Raw genomic sequence first — 15,503 nt, forward strand, 5'->3', positions numbered from 1 at the left:
CATGACCGGCCGGCTACTGCTCGTGTGCCGACTCCTGACCCGCGATCTGCGTCGGCACCCGGCCGAGTCCGTCCTGCTGCTGATCGCCATGACCGCCGCGACCGCGACACTGTCCCTCGGGCTGACGCTGAACGTGATGGTCACCGACCCGTACCAGCGGACCCGCGCTGTCACCGCGGGACCGGACCTGGTCGTGGAGCCGGGAGCGACCGGGCCCAGCGCACTGGCCGCGCTGGACCCGGTCGCCACCGCACCCGGCGTCACCGGCCACAGCGGACCCTTCCCGGTCGCCTACCTGGCGCTGACGGCCCACGACACGACCGTCCGGGTCGTCGTCGAGGGCCGGGACGGCACGCCGGCCGCGGTCGACCGGCCGGCGGTCACCGACGGCACCTGGGTCCACCCCGGCGGCGTGGTCGTCGAGCGCACCTTCGCCGACGCGCTCGGCATGCACACCGGTGACCCGGTGAGCGTCGCCGGGCATCCGTTGCGGGTGATCGGGCTCGCGGTCACCGCCGCCAGGCCCGTCTTCCCGTCGGTCGGTTGGCATGCCCCGGGCGGTTACCTGGTCGAGAAGGGCGGCCTGATCTGGGTCGACCGCGGTGACATCGCCGCGCTTGCCGGCGAGCAGGAGCTGGCGTACGCCCTGAAGTTGAGGCTGGCCGATCCGGACGCGGGTGCGGCGTTCCGGAGCACGTCAACCGGTTCCGACGCTTTCCGTGGTGGGCGGATCCGCACCTGGCAGGAGCTGGCGATGACCGACAACAAACTGACCGGGGCGGCACAGGAAACCCTGACCATCGGCAGTTGGCTCCTCGCGGTCCTCGCCGTGGTCGGCGTCGCCGGCATCGTGGCGGGTCGGGTCATCGCCCAACGCCGCCGGGTGGGGTTGTTCAAGGCCGTCGGTGCCGGTCCGGGCATGGTCGCCGTCCTCAACCTCGTCGAGTACCTCGTGACCGGCGCCGTGGCCGCCGGCCTGGGGCTGGCCGCCGGCTGGTTCGCCGCGCCCAGACTGTTCCGCCCGAGTGTTGGATTCGTCGGCTCCCTCGGCGGCCACCCGCCGCTGCGCGTGGTGGCCGCCGCGACCACGCTCGCCCTCACGATCGCCGTCGCGGCCACCCTGATACCCGTGGTGCGGACCGCCACCACCAGCACCATCCACGCCCTGGCGGACGCTCCGACCTCACCGCGCCGCAGGGGGTGGGTGATCCGGTTGTCCCGTCGGCTGCCCACCGCCCTGCTGATCGGTGTCCGCATCAACGCACGACGACCCCGCCGAGCCCGACTCGTCGCTACGAACGCCATGATCACCACGGCCGCGCTCGCCGCCGTACTCACGAACCTGGCCCAGGCCCCCGACCCGCTGAAGCTCGGTTACTCGACCCTCCCCGACGCCCGCAACGAGCGGCAGCTCCACGCCATGTTCCTCGTCGCCGGGATCGCGTGCCTCCTCGCGCTCTGCAACACCGTCGTGAGCGCCTGGACCGCGGTCCTCGACAACCGGCGACCCCTGGCGGTCACCCGCGCGCTCGGCGCGACACCCGGGCAGGCCGCCATCGGTTTGACGGTGGCGCAACTGCTTCCCGCGGTGCCCGGCGTCGCCGCCGGCGTCCCCTTCGGCGTGGGGCTCTATCTCCTCTTCGACGGCGACCGGTACGCCCCCGCCACCTGGCTGGCCGGCGCGGCACTCGGTGTCCTGCTCGTCGTGGCCGTGCTCACCACCGTCCCCGCGCTGGCCGCCGCCCGGCACCCGGTCGCGGACGCGTTCAGGTCCGCACCAACCTGACCGCACGCCCGGGAACGGCTGGGGGGCACTATCGTTCCTGACGTGCACATCCGTTTTGACGTCCCCGCCGACCCCGCCTATCCGGGCCGGGTGGCCGCCGCGCTCAGCGTCGTCCGGCTGCGCAGGTTCGGTTACATCGGCGCGGGGCTGGTGGCGGTCGGGGTGATCGGTTTCGCCCTCTCCCGGGGGCTCGCGCGGGGGGACCGGATCGCACCGCTGTTCCTGGCGATGGTCGTGGGCGGTCTGCTGTCGATGCTCTACCCGCCGTGGGTGCGGGCCCGCGCCCGGCGCCGCTCCAGCCGCTACGCCGTCGAGGGCGCCTACGACATCACCGACGACAACATCATGATGCGCAGCGGCTCGGAGTCCGGTGGCATCGCCTGGGACGGGGTGGCCCGGGTGAAGGACACCCCGGAGTTCTGGATCGTGTTCGTCGGAAAGATGCCGGCGACCGTGATCCCGCGCCACCTGATGTCCGCGCAGGACGCCGAGACGTTGCAGGCCTTTCTGACCGAGCGTGGGCTGCTCCGGTCCCGGTAGCTCAGCCGCCCGCCGCCGGTCGCGGGGCGTTGGCGTCCCGAACCGGATCAGCGAGCGGATCGTCGTCGCCGTCCCCTCGCACGATCGTCCGCACCGTCCTGGTCACCTCCTCCTGGTAGTAGCCGGACCGGAGCGCGGCGCGCGTGGCTGCCGGCGCCGAGAGCCAGCGGACCAGGTTCCGGCCGTCGCTGCGCGGTGACGTCCCGGGAACGAGATTGAGCACCCCGAGCAGGGCCGCCGACAGCGCCGCACCGAGCAGCGCGACGCGGGTGGTCGCCGTGCTCGGCAACGCCGTCGCGGCGCCCAGCACCGCCGCGGTGAACAGGTTCGTCAGCGGGCCGCCGAGGTGGAACAGCGCCATCCGCAGCGGCAGCCTGGGAGCCGGCAGCACCAGCCGCACCACCACCTCACTCCGCCAGCCGGTGAAGGGTGCGATCCGGACCGCGGTGACCGGCAGCCGCAGCAGCTTCGCGGCGACCAGGTGGCCGCACTCGTGCAGGATGACGTGGACCCACAGCGACACAACGGTGATGCCGACGACGGCCACGGCGTCCGCCATGGACTCGGTGACGAGCAGCGCGAACACCACCGCCTCCAGCACCAGGAGGATGGACGCGGCGACCAGCCGCCGACGGGACGAGATCACCGGCAGATGGTACGGGCCGGCCGGCGTCGGCCGGCTGACCTGACCAAGCAGCGGGCGATGAGCCTGTCGGCCCGGTCGGCGAGGTGCCGAGGGCTGAACCTACCGACGGGGTGGGCCCAGCCGTACCCGTTCCGACAGCCAGCCGTAGTGATCCGCGGTCGGGCGGCTGGTTGTCTGGCGTCATGTCCAGAATCAAGGGGCCGCTGGCGTACCTGCTGATCAGTTTCGGGGTGACCTGGACCGTCGAGATCACGCTGTACCTGCGGGGTTTCTCGATGGTGGATCCGCTCGTGCAGATCCTCTCCCTCGCCTGGTTCGCGCCCGCCGGCGCCGCCCTCATCGTCCGCCGCTGGGTCACCCGCGAGGGGTTCGCCGACGCGGGTCTGGCGCTGCGGCTGCGCACCGCCTGGCCCCACTACCTCACGGCCTGGCTCGGACCGCTGGTGCTCACGGCCGGCGCCCTCGGGGTCGCGGCGGCCCTGGGGCTGTGGCGGCCGACCCTGGCACCGGTGAACGACCTGGTACCTGGCCTGCACTGGTGGGCCTTCCTGGTTGTGCTGATGCTCGTCGTACCGCTGCTCGCCCCGATCTACTGGGGCGAGGAGTTCGGCTGGACCAGCTACCTGCGGCTGCGGATCTTTCCCGGTCGGCCGCTGGCCGCCACGCTGGCCACGGGCCTGATCTGGGCGATCTGGCACTATCCGCTGGCCTTCCTCGGGTACGTCGAGTTCGGCAACGTGGCCCTGGGCCTGCTGGTCTGGACGGTGTCATTCCTGTGCCAGGAGGTCCTTCTCACCTGGCTGCGGCTGCGCAGCGGCAGCATCTGGACCACGAGCGTCGCGCACGCCGGAAACAACATGACCCTGTCGCTGCTGACCGGCACGCTGCTGGGTGAGACATCCGACGCGACGGTGAGCACCATGGTGATGACCGTGCCGATGGCCGCGGTGGCCGGTTGGGTCCTGCTCAGTGGGCGGTACCGGACCGTCCCACAGCACCCGACGCGGCAGCGCCACGGCGGCCACCGACGCGGCCGGCTGCCGGCTGCCGACCTCGATGGTGACCGGGGCGTGGCCGCCGCGCTGGTGCCGGACCCGGTGGGCAGGCCCGAGTGGGGTGTCGATGATGTCCGGTGTGCGGCAGCGGAACCTGGTCAGGCTCGGTAACCTTGGCGACCACCTGGGTCACGCGCTCGGCAGGGTTACGCCCAGCGAGTCGGCCAGCACCCGTCCGCCAGCGGGCGTCACCCGCACCGCCCGGCCGGTGCCGATCCGCTCGATCCAGGCGCGCTCGAGGAAGCGGCGGCACAGCACCGCCCCGGCCACCCCGGCGAGGTGGTGGCGTCGCTCGGTCCAGTCGAGGCAGGGCCGTACCACTGGGCGGCGCGTGGCCGTCAGCTCGTCCGGCCCCGCGCCCAGCACCGCGGCGAACCAGTCCACGCCCGTCGCGGTGAGCGCGAAGCCGGTGTCCTGCTGGAGCAGCCCGCGGGCCAGCAGCGCGTCGGTGACGGCGACACCCAGCCGCCCGGCCAGGTGGTCGTAGCAGGTCCGGCCGCGGGCCAGCGCGTGCGCGGCGGCCGAGGTACGCAGCGAGGTCACCGGCGGTGGCGGGCGGCGCCCGTAACCTGCGAGGTCCTCGACGAGCTGGGCGGTGCGCGCGTCGGCGAGCCGCAGGTAGCGGTGCCGGCCCTGTCGCTCCTGCACCAGCAGGCCGCCGTCGACGAGCAGGTCGACGTGCCCGCTCGCGGTGGAGACCGCGACGCCCGCGTGCCGGGCCAGCTCGCCCAGCGTCCAGGCCCGACCGTCGAGCAGGGCGAGCAGGAACACGGCGCGGGTGCGGTCGGCGAGCAGCCCGGCCAGTCTGGACAGGGGCTCACCGGGGCGGGTCGGGTCGGTGGGCATGCCTCATTCTGGCCGCCGATCACTTCGGCGGGCGCCGAAGTGTGCCGGGCCTAGCTTCGGTGGCATGACCGTTCTCACCGACTCGGTACATCTCACCACGTATGCCCAGGTCGCTGCCGCGCTGACCGAGCCGTGCCTGGCCGTGGTGCCCCCGCCGCCCGAACCCGGCCCCATGGGGCGGCTGCGGGCGGCCGTCGCCCGATTCACCGACGGACCCGCGCACGCCCTCCGCCGCCGCCTCGCCGAGGCCCTGCTGACCGGCCTGGATCCGGCCGGGCTGCGGACGGCGGCGCACGCGGCGGTCCGCGCGGGTACCAGCGCTGATCAGCTGGGCTACGTCCCGGTGCGGGTGCTCGCCGCCCGGTACGGCGTGCCGGAGCACGACCTCGACGGCGCGGTGGCCGCGGTACGCGCGGTCGCGGCCGCGTACCAGCCGGGAAGCGCGGCCCGGCCCGGCGCCGACGCCGCGGTGACGACGCTGGTCCGGCTCTTGCCGCCCGGTGCGGCGGCGGAGTCCGGCACGGGCGTGGCCGCACCGCCGGCGGGGGTCCGCAGCCGCGGTGCCGACCTGGACGAGGTGACCGCGGCGCGGATCGGGCTGCTGGTCCAGGCGTGCGAGGCCACCGCGGGCCTCATCGCGAACACGCTGCGCGTCCTGCCCCGCCCCCCGGCCTGGCCGGTCGCCGACGTGCTGGCCGAGGTGCTGCGACACGACCCGCCGGCGCGGGTCACTCGCCGGGTGTGCACCACCGGGACCACCGTCGGGTCCCTACGGCTCACGGCGGGCATACCGGTCCTGCTCGACCTCGCCGCCGCCAACCGCGACCCGTCCGTGTTCGCCGACCCGGACCGGTTCGACCCCGCCCGCCCGGACCGGGACCGCCACCTGGCCCTGGGCGCGGGCCCGCACCGCTGTCCCGGCCGCAACCCCGCCACGGCACTGGCCGCCGGGGTCGTCACCGCCGTGTGGGAGATGGCCCGATGACCGCGTTCCACGCCTCCCGGCACAGCGGGTCGGTCTGCGACGCGGGGACGGCGTTTCGCCAACTGCATCACGGCGACACGCCGCTGTTGCTGCCGAACGCCTGGGACTTCGGGTCGGCGGCGGCCCTGGTCGCGGCGGGATTCGCCGCGGTCGGCACGACCAGCCTCGGCGTGGCCGTGGCACACGGCCTGCCCGACGGCTGCGGCGCGACCCGTGCCGAGACCGTGGCCGTGGCGCGACGGATCAGCACGCTGCCGTGTCTGCTCACGGTTGACGTCGAGGGCGGCTTCTCCGCCGACCCGGCCGAAGTCGGGCGACTGGCCGCGCAGCTGTCCGGGTACGGCGTCGCCGGGATCAACCTCGAGGACGGCCGGGCCGACGGGACGCTGGCCGACCCGGCGGCGCAGGCCGAGCTGATCGCGGCCGTCCGCGACACTGCGCCGGGCCTGTTCGTCAACGCGCGCACGGACACCCACTGGCTCGGCCGGGGCGGCCTGCGGGAGGCCGTCGACCGGGCCCGGCGCTACGTCGCGGCCGGGGCCGACGGCGTTTTCGTGCCCGGCCTGACCGATCCGGCGGCGATCGCCGCGCTCGTCGCGGAGCTCGCCCCCACCCCGGTCAACATCCTCCACTCGCCCCAGGGCCCGCCGCCAGACGTGCTCGCGACCCTCGGCGTACGCCGGGTGAGCTGCGGATCGCTGCTGTTTCGGGCCGCGCTGCAGGCAGCGGTACAGGTGGCGGCGGGCTTTCGGGAGGCCTCTCCGGCACCGCCGGGCATACCCGGCTACGCCGAGATCGCGGCGCTGGTCACCGGGCCGCGATGACCACTTCGACCGGGCTGTCCGCTGCCGGACTCTCACGGTCGGCGGAACCGCGCAGCGCTGCCTCGACCCGGCGGTTGCTGGTCATGGTCGCCGTGACGGCGGTCATCACCAGGAGGAGGCCACCGGCGGCGTAGAGGGGGGTGCGTATGTCGTAGGTGGTGGCCAGCCAGCCGCCGAGGAAGGCGCCGAACGGTGCGGCGCACATGGCGAGCATCCGGGAGGTGGAGCCGATCCGGCCCATCAGGTGGGCCGGGACGATCGCCTGCCGCAGGGAGGGGCCGAGCACCATCGTGGCGCCCATACCCGCCCCGCAGGCGGCGAGCGCGAGCCCGGCCACGTACGGGTTCGGGGCGGCGGCAAGGCCCAGGATGGCAAGCCCTTCGACCAGGGCCGTGCAGATCAGCGCGGTGCCGATGCCGAGACGGCGGCCGAGGAAGGAGGCGACGCCCGCGCCGAGCAGGCCGCCGGTTGCCTCGGCCGTGAGGAGCAGGCCGAAACCGAAGGTGCCGATGCCGAGACGGTCGTGGGCGAACAGGGCCAGCACGGTCTCCACGGCGAGGAAGGCGATGTTGCCGACCGCCGGACGGAGCGCGAGCCCGAGCAGCAGTCGATCCCCGAAGACGTACGAGGCTCCGGCCCGCGCCTGCCGCAGCAGCGACTCGCGGGGCTGCGGTGCGGGCGGGGGTACGGCGGGCAGTGACCGTACGAGCACGGCGGACAGCACGAACGACACCGCGTCGGTGAGCAACGGGACCGCCCGCCCGAGCAGGAGCAGCGCACTGCCGGCCGGGGGTCCCGCGAAGCCGGACGTGGCGGTCTGGGCGCCGCGCAGGCGGGCGTTTGCGCGTTCCAGGGATGCGGGATCGCGGCCGAGCAGGTCCGGCAGATAGGCCGTGGCGGCCGTGTCGAAGAAGAGTCCGCCGAGGCTGAGCAGGAAGGCGACGACCGCGAGCAGTGGAATGCTCAGCACGTCGAGCAGGGCCGCGGCCGCCGGAATCGTGAGCAGCCCCGCCCGCGCGACGTCTGCTGTCCACATCGTGCGGCGGCGGTCCCAGCGGTCCACCAGCGCACCGCCCAGTATTCCGAAGAGCAGCCAGGGCAGTGTCCCGGCGGCCGTGATCACGGCCAACGCCATCGGGTCCCGCGTCAGCGTCAACGCGAGCAGAGGCAGGGCGGCGTGCATCACCCCGTCACCGAGCGAGGACACCGTCTGTGCGGTCCACAGCCGTCCGAACCCGGTCGGCAGCTTTCTCGCGTCCGAGGTCACTTGGCGTCCCCCTCGGCTTGCTGGCGCGGCGCCGGATGGAACAGCGCGAAGATGAGCGACGCGTCCGGCAGCGACGGATCGGACAGCTTCCGGTACTCGTCCGCCAGTGCGTGCAGCCGCGCGCCCAACTCCGCGAACTGTTCCTCGGTGAGGCGTAGGTGTGCCATCCGTACGTGTCGCTCGCTGTGCGCCGCTGCCGCCTCCAGGTCGGCCACCGCATGGCGCATCAGGATGTCCGGCCCTCCCTCGCCCGGATCCGGCAGCACGATGCTCTGCGCGGCCATGGCGTAGTACCGCTCGGTGACCCCTCGCACCTTCCGCGTCCGTACCACCTTGACCAGGCCAGCCCGCTCGAGCAGGCGCACGTGGTAGCTGGAACTGCCCTTCGCGAGGCCCACCCGTTCGGCGATCTGGGTGATCGTCGCCGGCTCGAAGCGGAGCATGGCCATGATCCGGTGGCGGGTGAGATTGGAGACGGCACGTAGCTGCTCGTCGGTGGTGACGTGAAGACTCTCGGCAAGATCACTGGTGGACATGCGGCTAATGGTCAACGACTCTTGACCATTGCGCAAGGGGGTTCGGCACCTTCTTTCCGGTCAAGCGATCACGGCCGCCGACCGTACGCTGACAAAACCGCCGCAGGGCGGGCACCCCAGCGGACGAAACGCGGGATGTCGCCGCGCCGACACGACAGAGCCCCGGTCGATCGCGGTGGATCGGCCGGGGCCCGTCGGTGGGTCGGGTCGGGTCAGGACAGGTCGAACCGGTCCAGTTCCATGACCTTGGTCCAGGCCGCGACGAAGTCCGCGACGAACTTCTCCCGAGCGTCCTGGCTGGCGTAGACCTCGGCGAGGGCCCGCAGCTGGGAGTGGGAACCGAAGACCAGGTCGACCGCGGTGGCGGTCCACTTCACCTCGTCGGTGGCCGCGTCGCGGATCTCGTACACGTGCTCCTCGGACTCCGAGGCCCGCCACCGGGTGCCCGGAGAGAGCAGGTTGGCGAAGAAGTCGTTGCTGAGCACCCCGGGCCGGTCGGTGAGGACGCCGTGCCGGCTGCCACCGAAGTTGGCACCGAGCGAACGCAGGCCGCCGACCAGGACGGTCATTTCCGGCGCGGTCAGGTTGAGCATGTAGGCACGGTCGACGAGGAGCACCTCCGGCTGGGTCTTCTCGCCCGGCCGCAGGTAGTTACGGAACCCGTCGGCGCGTGGTTCGAGAACCCGGAAGGACTCGACGTCGGTCTGCTCGGCGGTGGCGTCGGTGCGGCCCGGGTGGAACGGCACGGTCACCTCGACGCCGGCGTCCCGGGCCGCCTTCTCCACGGCGGCCGAGCCGGCCAGCACGATCAGGTCGGCGAGCGAGATCCGTGCGCCGCCGGCACCGTTGAACTCCCGCTGGATGCCCTCGAGCGTGTCCAGGACCGTCGCCAGCTGCGCGGGCTGGTTGACCTCCCAACTGCGCTGGGGCTCAAGGCGCAGCCGGGCGCCGTTGGCGCCACCACGCTTGTCGGTGGACCGGAAGCTCGCGGCCGAGGCCCAGGCGGTGGACACCAGCTGGGCGGTGGTGAGCCCGGAGTCCAGCACCTTCGCCTTGAGCGCGGCCACATCGGCGTCGCTCACCAGCTCGTGGTCGACGGCCGGGACCGGGTCCTGCCACAGCTGCGACTCCGGGACCCACGGGCCCAGGAACCGGCTGACCGGACCCATGTCGCGGTGCAGCAGCTTGTACCAGGCCTTGGCGAAGGCCAACGCGAACTCGTCGGGGTTCTCCAGGAAGCGACGCGAGATCTTCTCGTACGTCGGGTCGAAGCGCAGCGACAGGTCGGTCGTGAGCATCGTCGGCTTGTACTTCTTCGACGGGTCGTAGGCGTCCGGGATGATCGCCTCGGCGTCCTTGGCGACCCACTGCTTGGCGCCGCTCGGGCTGGTGGTCAGTTCCCACTCGTGGCCGAAGAGGATCTCGAAGAACCGGTTGCTCCACTGCGTCGGCCGGTCGGTCCAGGTCACCTCGAGGCCGCTGGTGATCGTGTCGGGACCCTTGCCGCTGCCGTGGCTGCTGAACCAGCCCAGGCCCTGCGCCTCCAGCGGGGCGCCCTCGGGCTCGGGGCCCACGTGGTCGTCGGCGTTGCCGGCACCGTGGGTCTTGCCGAAGGTGTGACCACCGGCGATGAGGGCGACGGTCTCCTCGTCGTTCATCGCCATCCGGGCGAAGGTCTCGCGGATGAAGTGGGCCGCCGCCCGGAAGTCCGCGCTGCCGCGCGGGCCCTCGGGGTTGACGTAGATGAGTCCCATCTCGGTCGCGCCGACGTCCTCGGCCATCTGCGTGTCGGCGACGTAGCGCTCGTCACCGAGCCAGGCGTCCTCCGGACCCCAGAAGATCTCCTCCGGCTCCCAGACGTCCACCCGCCCGAAACCGAAGCCGAAGGTCTTGAACCCCATCGACTCCAGGGCGACGTTGCCGGCGAGCACCAGCAGGTCGGCCCAGGAGACCTTCTGGCCGTACTTCTGCTTGACCGGCCACAGCAGCCGGCGGGCCTTGTCGAGGTTGGCGTTGTCGGGCCAGCTGTTGAGCGGGGCGAAACGCTGACCGCCGTCACCGGCGCCGCCGCGACCGTCCTGGATCCGGTACGTGCCGGCGGCGTGCCAGCTCATCCGGATCATCAGGCCGCCGTAGTGGCCGAAGTCGGCCGGCCACCAGTCCTGCGACGTGGTGAGCACCTTGACGATGTCCTGCTTGAGGGCCTCGACGTCGAGCTTCTCGAACTCCTTGGCGTAGCTGAAGTCCGACCCCAGCGGATTGCCCTTCGGCGAGTGGGCGTGCAACACCGAGAGGTCGACCTGGTTGGGCCACCAGTCCCGGTTGGTACGCGGCCGACCGCCGGTCTTCGGGGTCGGCGCGTCGATCGCCGGGTTCTCGCTCTCACTGCCGTGCGCGGTCACGGAGTCGTGCGCGACCGGGCAGCCGCCTGCCGCCATCTGGTCCACGCCCTGGGCACTGGAGGGACCGTTGTCCTGGGTGTTGCTCATGTGCTTCCTTCCGAACGGGCGGTTCACTGGGTCGTGCGGTCGGTCGCGCAGTCGGGGCAGGTGCCCCGGTAGACGACCTCAGCCTCGTCGATCACGAATCCGTGGTCGTCGGAGGCGGTGAGACAGGGGCGGTTGTCGACGGCGCAGTCGACATCGGCGATCGCCCCGCAGGAGCGACACATGACGTGGTGGTGGTTGTCGGCGACCCGGGACTCGTAGCGGACGGTGGCCCCGATCGGCTGGATCCGCCGTACCAGACCGGCCTCGGTGAGCGCCCGCAGCACGTCGTACACCGCCTGCTGGGACACCGTGGGATGATTCGCCCGTACCAGGGCGGTCACCGTGTCGGTGTCGACGTGCGGATGGTCACGCAGCGCGGCGAGCACCGCCAACCGGGGCCGGGTCACGCGCAATGAGACCGACCGAAGCTGCGCCTCGAACTCGGCTGTCACCCGAAGAACATAGCCCAGTTTTCTGGAACATTTCCAGTTTACCGCCGATCCAGTGCCGTCCCCCGCCGGCGCTCAGAACGCCGCGCGCAGGTACAGCCGGTTGCCGTCGGCGTCGGTCAACTCGAGCCGGTCGGCGTCGAGGGCGAAGGCCACCGCACCGTCCAGGACGTCGAAGACGGTGATCTCCAAGCCGAGGTTCTGCTGCGGGCACATCCGCTTCGTGACGCCCAGGTCGGTCACGAGGACGGTTCCTTCGCCCACGACGGCCCCACCGCTGAGCCAGTTGCAGGAGAGTCCGCCGGTCACCTCGGCACCGTGGAACACCAGGTGCGCGTACCCGCCCGCCGGGACCGGGCTGGTGCCCGGCCGGGAGGTCGACTCCACCAGCCAGTACGTGTCCGACAGCGGCCGGTCGACTTCCGGTACGGCGACCAGCCGGATCTGCGTGTCGTCGACCGACAGCAGCAAACCGGCGTCGTCCCGGATCCACTCCGGCCCGGCACCGAGGAACTGGCCCAGCCAGGTGTCCTGGGCGCGCTGCTCCGGACCGTACGGAAGATCGGTGCTGCGCTGGCCGGTGACGACCAGGCGGCTGCCCTCGACGCCGACCTGGCCGGAGATGAGGTTCCCACCGGCGTGGGCCCGTAGGGTGCCGTCGGTGATCCGCAGCCGGATCACCGTGTCGGGCAGCAGCGGGCGGGGCTGGCCACCCTGGGTCACCGCCACCGACTGGAACGTGCGGTCCTCCTCGATCCCGGGCTCAGCGTCGGGAGACGCCGCGGCGGTGTCCGGGACCACCGCCGCGGCACCGGGGGACGCCACCGTGGCAGCGGGGAACGCCGTGGCGGTGCCGGCCGCCAGCAGCCCTACGACAACGAGGTTCGTCAATATCTTCATGGTTCCCATGATGCCCGACCGCACCCGCGCCGCGGGCGATTCCAACCCGCCGGTCCTGGCTCGCCGGTCGGTTCAACTCACCGGGCGACCCTGGCTCGCCGGGCGGTCCTGGCTCGCCGGGCGATCTCGGCTTGCCGGCGGTCGGGCGGGCCCGCTCAGTAGCCGATGCGGAAGGTCGCGTCCTGCCGGTCGGCCGTCGGGGAACCGCTCGTGATCGGGTCGATCCGCAACAGGTAGTCGTAGTGCCGCAGGTACCGGTCCGGGTAGTTGTACGAGCGGAACGACGTCCACGAGGCGTCCGCGAAGCCGGCCGTCCGATAGAACGTGGCGTCGGCCCTGAACACGCTGGTGCCGTCGTTCGCCTCCAGCCGCAACGCGTAGTTGTAGTGCCGCAGGTAGCGGTCGGGGTAGTTCACCGAGCGGAACGACACCCCGGCCGGGTCGGCCAGGCCCGGGACCAGGGTCCACAGCTGGTCCTGGTACGGATCGAAGGGGTACGCGTCGATCCGCCCGACGTTGTTGCTGTGCCGGATGTAGCGGTCCGGGTAGTTGTACGACTTCACGCGGTTCCACGCCGGCGTACCCCACCTGGCGGTGAGCGCGGACAGTTCGGCCGAGGTGATCGGCGTGATCCCCGGATGCTTGGAGTTCAACGGCTGGGTGTACGACCGGTCGTTGAGCAGGCTCCACGAACCACTCGCCACGTTCGTGGTCTGCCAGCAGAAGAACCGGCCGTTGGGGCTCCACGTGTCGCCCCACATGTACCAGGTGTCCGAGGCGTTGGACCGGACGATCTCCGGGGCCTCGACGCCGCGCCCGGGGCCGATGGCCGACGTGTAGACGCCGAAGCTGCCCGGGTTGAGGCTGTTCGAGCGGGTGCCGAGCAGCGTGCTGTTCGTGTTGTTCTTGAAGTACAGGTAGTTGACCCCGTTGACGCTCACGAAGTCGCCGTCGATGGCGTCGTAGCCGGGGTCGAAGAACGTCTGTGGGCTCGACGCGGTCACGAAGTCGCTGGTGTAGTTCACCATCAGCACGTTGTGACCACCGTTGACCGCCGAGTAGACGATCGCGTACTGCCCGCGCCCGGCGTCCCAGTACGCCTCGGGCGCCCAGGCGTGGGTGGCGAGGGAGTGCACCTTCAACAACCGGTACCCGGTGAAGGTGGTCAGGTCGGCGGAGTCCCAGACGTGGATGTACTGGCTCTGGTAGTTCCAGTCGGTGCCGTTGAGGTCGGTGGCGAGCACCACGAAGCCGCCGCCCTGCTTGCGCAGGATGAACGGGTCGCGCAGGCCCCGGCTGCCCGATGTCGGCGTGACGACCGGGTTGTTCTGGTTCAGCGGGGTCCAGTTCAGGCCGTCGGCGCTGACCGCGAGGTGCAGGCCGTAGTTGGCGGCGGTCATGCTGGGAGATTCGGTGAAGTACGCCATGGCGTAGCCGGCGTAGGTGGCGGCGGAGGCGGTTCCGGGGCGCAGCAGGACGGCTCCGGCGACGGCGGCGCCGGTGGCGGACAGCAGCGTACGACGCTTCAAGAGGTCACCTCGGGGGTGTCATCGCTGCCGAGTGGTGAACCGGCAGCGGGTTTCATCGATGTTATCGTTAACATTGATGAAGTCAAACATCGATCCGCCGGCCTGGGGACCGCCGCCCGTGGGGTCCCGGACGCCCGGTCACGAAGATGTCGATGACGGCGGGCTCGGCGGCCTGGCCTTCTGCGGATAGATCGTCTCGTGGCTGGCCAGCATGGCGACGAACTCGCCGATCTTCCGCTCCCGGGTCTCCGCCCGCTTGACGGCATTGACGCGGTGGATGAGAGCGAACCGGTTGGTCCTGGTGAGGACGTCGAACATGGCCTGGGCGGCGGGTTGGGCGGCGATGGCGGCGAGCAGGTCGGCCGGCACCTCGGCCTCCGACGGCGGGGCGTAGGCGGCGGCCCAGCGCCCGTCCGCCTTCGCGGCCTCCACCGCGGCCCAGCCCGCAGACTGCATCCGCCCCTGCGCCTCCAGCCGGGCCACGTTGGCGACGTTGCGTTGCGACCATGAGCTGCGGGACCTGCGCGGGGTGAACCGGATCCACGAGGTTTCCTGGTCCCGTTTGCGGGTCTGGCCGTCGATCCAGCCGAAGCACAGGGCCTCGTCGACCGCCTGTTGCCAGGTCAGCGTGGTGACCGTGCCGCCCTTCCTGGTCAGCGCGAGCCAGACGCCGGGCGACGACGCGTGGTTCGCCGACAACCACGCGCGCAGCGCCTCGGCGTCCGCGACCACCAACTCATCCAGCTCGGCGCTCCCCATGACAGCAGGCTAACCGCCGCCTCGCCGCCACCCGATCCCGCCGGTCAGTCGCTCGATCCGCGTAGCCAGTCGAACACCTCCCGCAGGGTATCGGGGCCCGGCAGGTGTCCCCCGGTGTAGCGGTGTCCTCGCGCTCCGGGGATGTGCGCGAGCAACCACTGTGCGTGCTCGCTGGAGACGTTCTCGTCGTGCGAGCCGTACCAGATGCCGACGGGAACCGGGCCAGTCGGCATGGCGAAGCCCCAGGGTCGGGCGAAGGCGATCTTGTCGTCGACCCAGCCGTCCAGGCTGTCGATGAACGTGGCGCGTAACCGGGCCATGGCCGCCGGATCTTCCCGGGCCGGCGGTCCCGGTGGCCTGCCGGGCAACTCCGGGCCGCCGGCTTCGACCTTGGCCATGATGTCGCGGGCGATCTGCTGGAGGCTGCGCCGCAGGGTCTGTTCCTCCGGTGGCTCCACCTCCTCGGTCGGTTTGATCCCGCCGAGCACGGCGCATCGGATCACCCGTTCCGGTAGCAGCGCGGCACAGGCCAGAGCGTGCGGCCCGCCGCCCGAACCACCGTAGACGGCGAACCGCTCCCAGCCCTGGGTGTCGGCGAGCACCCGGACGTCCTCGGTCACGTCGGCGACGCTACGGCCGGGTTGGCGGCCCGAGCCCCCGTATCCGGGGCGGTCGGGCATCAGCACGCGCACGCCGCTTCGGTTCATCGCCTCGATCTGGTCCGGACGCCGCCAGCGGGTGCTCGGCGTACCGTTGTGCGCGATGATCGGAAATCCGTCGGCAGGTCCGTAGAGGCAGTAACGCACGATCCGTCCGTCGATCTCCACCGACTGCTCAGCCACCATCGAACCATCCAACATCACGCCGAGGGGCGGTTGCTGGGAGGTACGTC

The 15,503-nt window shown here is 71.8% G+C and carries 15 protein-coding genes; 5 read left to right on the forward strand and 10 right to left on the reverse strand.

What is annotated here, in order from left to right:
* Position 1: 1 nt before the first annotated feature.
* Positions 2 to 1,786: an ABC transporter permease gene (locus ACXN5W_RS09745; protein WP_473157863.1), complete on the forward strand. Its 1,785-nt coding sequence runs from the start codon at positions 2 to 4 to the stop codon at positions 1,784 to 1,786.
* Positions 1,787 to 1,828: 42 nt separating this feature from the next.
* The gene (locus ACXN5W_RS09750; protein WP_473157864.1) at positions 1,829 to 2,326 is read left to right on the forward strand and encodes a YcxB family protein; all 498 of its coding nucleotides are present in this window, start codon (positions 1,829 to 1,831) and stop codon (positions 2,324 to 2,326) included.
* A gap of 1 nt (position 2,327) precedes the next feature.
* Here the strand turns inward: ACXN5W_RS09750 and ACXN5W_RS09755 are convergent, their stop codons facing one another.
* Positions 2,328 to 2,972, reverse strand: coding sequence for a zinc metalloprotease (locus tag ACXN5W_RS09755; protein ID WP_473157865.1), 645 nt, complete (start codon positions 2,970 to 2,972; stop codon positions 2,328 to 2,330).
* 182 nt (positions 2,973 to 3,154) lie between these two features.
* Between ACXN5W_RS09755 and ACXN5W_RS09760 the strand changes: the two genes are divergently transcribed.
* Positions 3,155 to 4,138 carry a CPBP family intramembrane glutamic endopeptidase gene (locus ACXN5W_RS09760; protein ID WP_473157866.1) on the forward strand — a complete coding sequence of 328 codons (984 nt, stop codon included), beginning with the start codon at positions 3,155 to 3,157 and terminating at the stop codon, positions 4,136 to 4,138.
* An 18-nt stretch (positions 4,139 to 4,156) separates the two neighbouring features.
* On the opposite strand, the gene ACXN5W_RS09765 is transcribed toward ACXN5W_RS09760, so the two are convergent.
* Entirely contained in the window at positions 4,157 to 4,873 is a 717-nt protein-coding gene (locus ACXN5W_RS09765) for an ArsR/SmtB family transcription factor (protein WP_473157867.1), read from the reverse strand.
* Positions 4,874 to 4,937: 64 nt separating this feature from the next.
* Here ACXN5W_RS09765 and ACXN5W_RS09770 point away from each other — a divergent pair, with 64 nt between their 5' ends.
* Both ACXN5W_RS09770 and ACXN5W_RS09775 read left to right on the forward strand, forming a co-directional pair.
* Entirely contained in the window at positions 4,938 to 5,858 is a 921-nt protein-coding gene (locus tag ACXN5W_RS09770) for a cytochrome P450 (protein ID WP_473157868.1), read from the forward strand.
* Complete coding sequence (locus ACXN5W_RS09775; RefSeq protein WP_473157869.1) at positions 5,855 to 6,682, forward strand: isocitrate lyase/PEP mutase family protein; 828 nt, start codon at positions 5,855 to 5,857, stop codon at positions 6,680 to 6,682. The genes ACXN5W_RS09770 and ACXN5W_RS09775 overlap by 4 nt, the downstream gene beginning before the upstream one ends.
* On the opposite strand, the gene ACXN5W_RS09780 is transcribed toward ACXN5W_RS09775, so the two are convergent.
* The 8 genes from ACXN5W_RS09780 to ACXN5W_RS09815 form a co-directional block, all read right to left on the reverse strand.
* Positions 6,666 to 7,949 carry an MFS transporter gene (locus tag ACXN5W_RS09780; RefSeq protein ID WP_473157870.1) on the reverse strand — a complete coding sequence of 428 codons (1,284 nt, stop codon included), beginning with the start codon at positions 7,947 to 7,949 and terminating at the stop codon, positions 6,666 to 6,668. The two genes, ACXN5W_RS09775 and ACXN5W_RS09780, sit on opposite strands and share 17 nt — an antisense overlap.
* Positions 7,946 to 8,485 carry an ArsR/SmtB family transcription factor gene (locus ACXN5W_RS09785; RefSeq protein WP_473157871.1) on the reverse strand — a complete coding sequence of 180 codons (540 nt, stop codon included), beginning with the start codon at positions 8,483 to 8,485 and terminating at the stop codon, positions 7,946 to 7,948. Before ACXN5W_RS09785 ends, ACXN5W_RS09780 begins: the two co-directional genes overlap by 4 nt.
* 212 nt (positions 8,486 to 8,697) lie before the next feature.
* Positions 8,698 to 10,974 carry a catalase/peroxidase HPI gene (gene katG, locus ACXN5W_RS09790; RefSeq protein WP_473157872.1) on the reverse strand — a complete coding sequence of 759 codons (2,277 nt, stop codon included), beginning with the start codon at positions 10,972 to 10,974 and terminating at the stop codon, positions 8,698 to 8,700.
* A gap of 23 nt (positions 10,975 to 10,997) precedes the next feature.
* On the reverse strand, positions 10,998 to 11,426 hold the full coding sequence (locus tag ACXN5W_RS09795; RefSeq protein ID WP_473157873.1) for a Fur family transcriptional regulator: 429 nt from the start codon (positions 11,424 to 11,426) through the stop codon (positions 10,998 to 11,000).
* A 72-nt stretch (positions 11,427 to 11,498) separates the two neighbouring features.
* Entirely contained in the window at positions 11,499 to 12,323 is an 825-nt protein-coding gene (locus ACXN5W_RS09800) for an META domain-containing protein (RefSeq protein ID WP_473157874.1), read from the reverse strand.
* 155 nt (positions 12,324 to 12,478) lie between these two features.
* A complete protein-coding gene (locus ACXN5W_RS09805; RefSeq protein WP_473157875.1) occupies positions 12,479 to 13,852 on the reverse strand; it encodes a glycoside hydrolase family 43 protein in 1,374 nt (457 codons plus the stop codon).
* A 138-nt stretch (positions 13,853 to 13,990) separates the two neighbouring features.
* Positions 13,991 to 14,611: a YdeI/OmpD-associated family protein gene (locus ACXN5W_RS09810; RefSeq protein WP_473157876.1), complete on the reverse strand. Its 621-nt coding sequence runs from the start codon at positions 14,609 to 14,611 to the stop codon at positions 13,991 to 13,993.
* A gap of 44 nt (positions 14,612 to 14,655) precedes the next feature.
* Positions 14,656 to 15,453 carry an alpha/beta fold hydrolase gene (locus tag ACXN5W_RS09815; RefSeq protein WP_473157877.1) on the reverse strand — a complete coding sequence of 266 codons (798 nt, stop codon included), beginning with the start codon at positions 15,451 to 15,453 and terminating at the stop codon, positions 14,656 to 14,658.
* Between the last annotated feature and the right edge of the window lie 50 nt (positions 15,454 to 15,503).

It is taken from the genome of Plantactinospora sp. A48 (assembly GCF_055793945.1).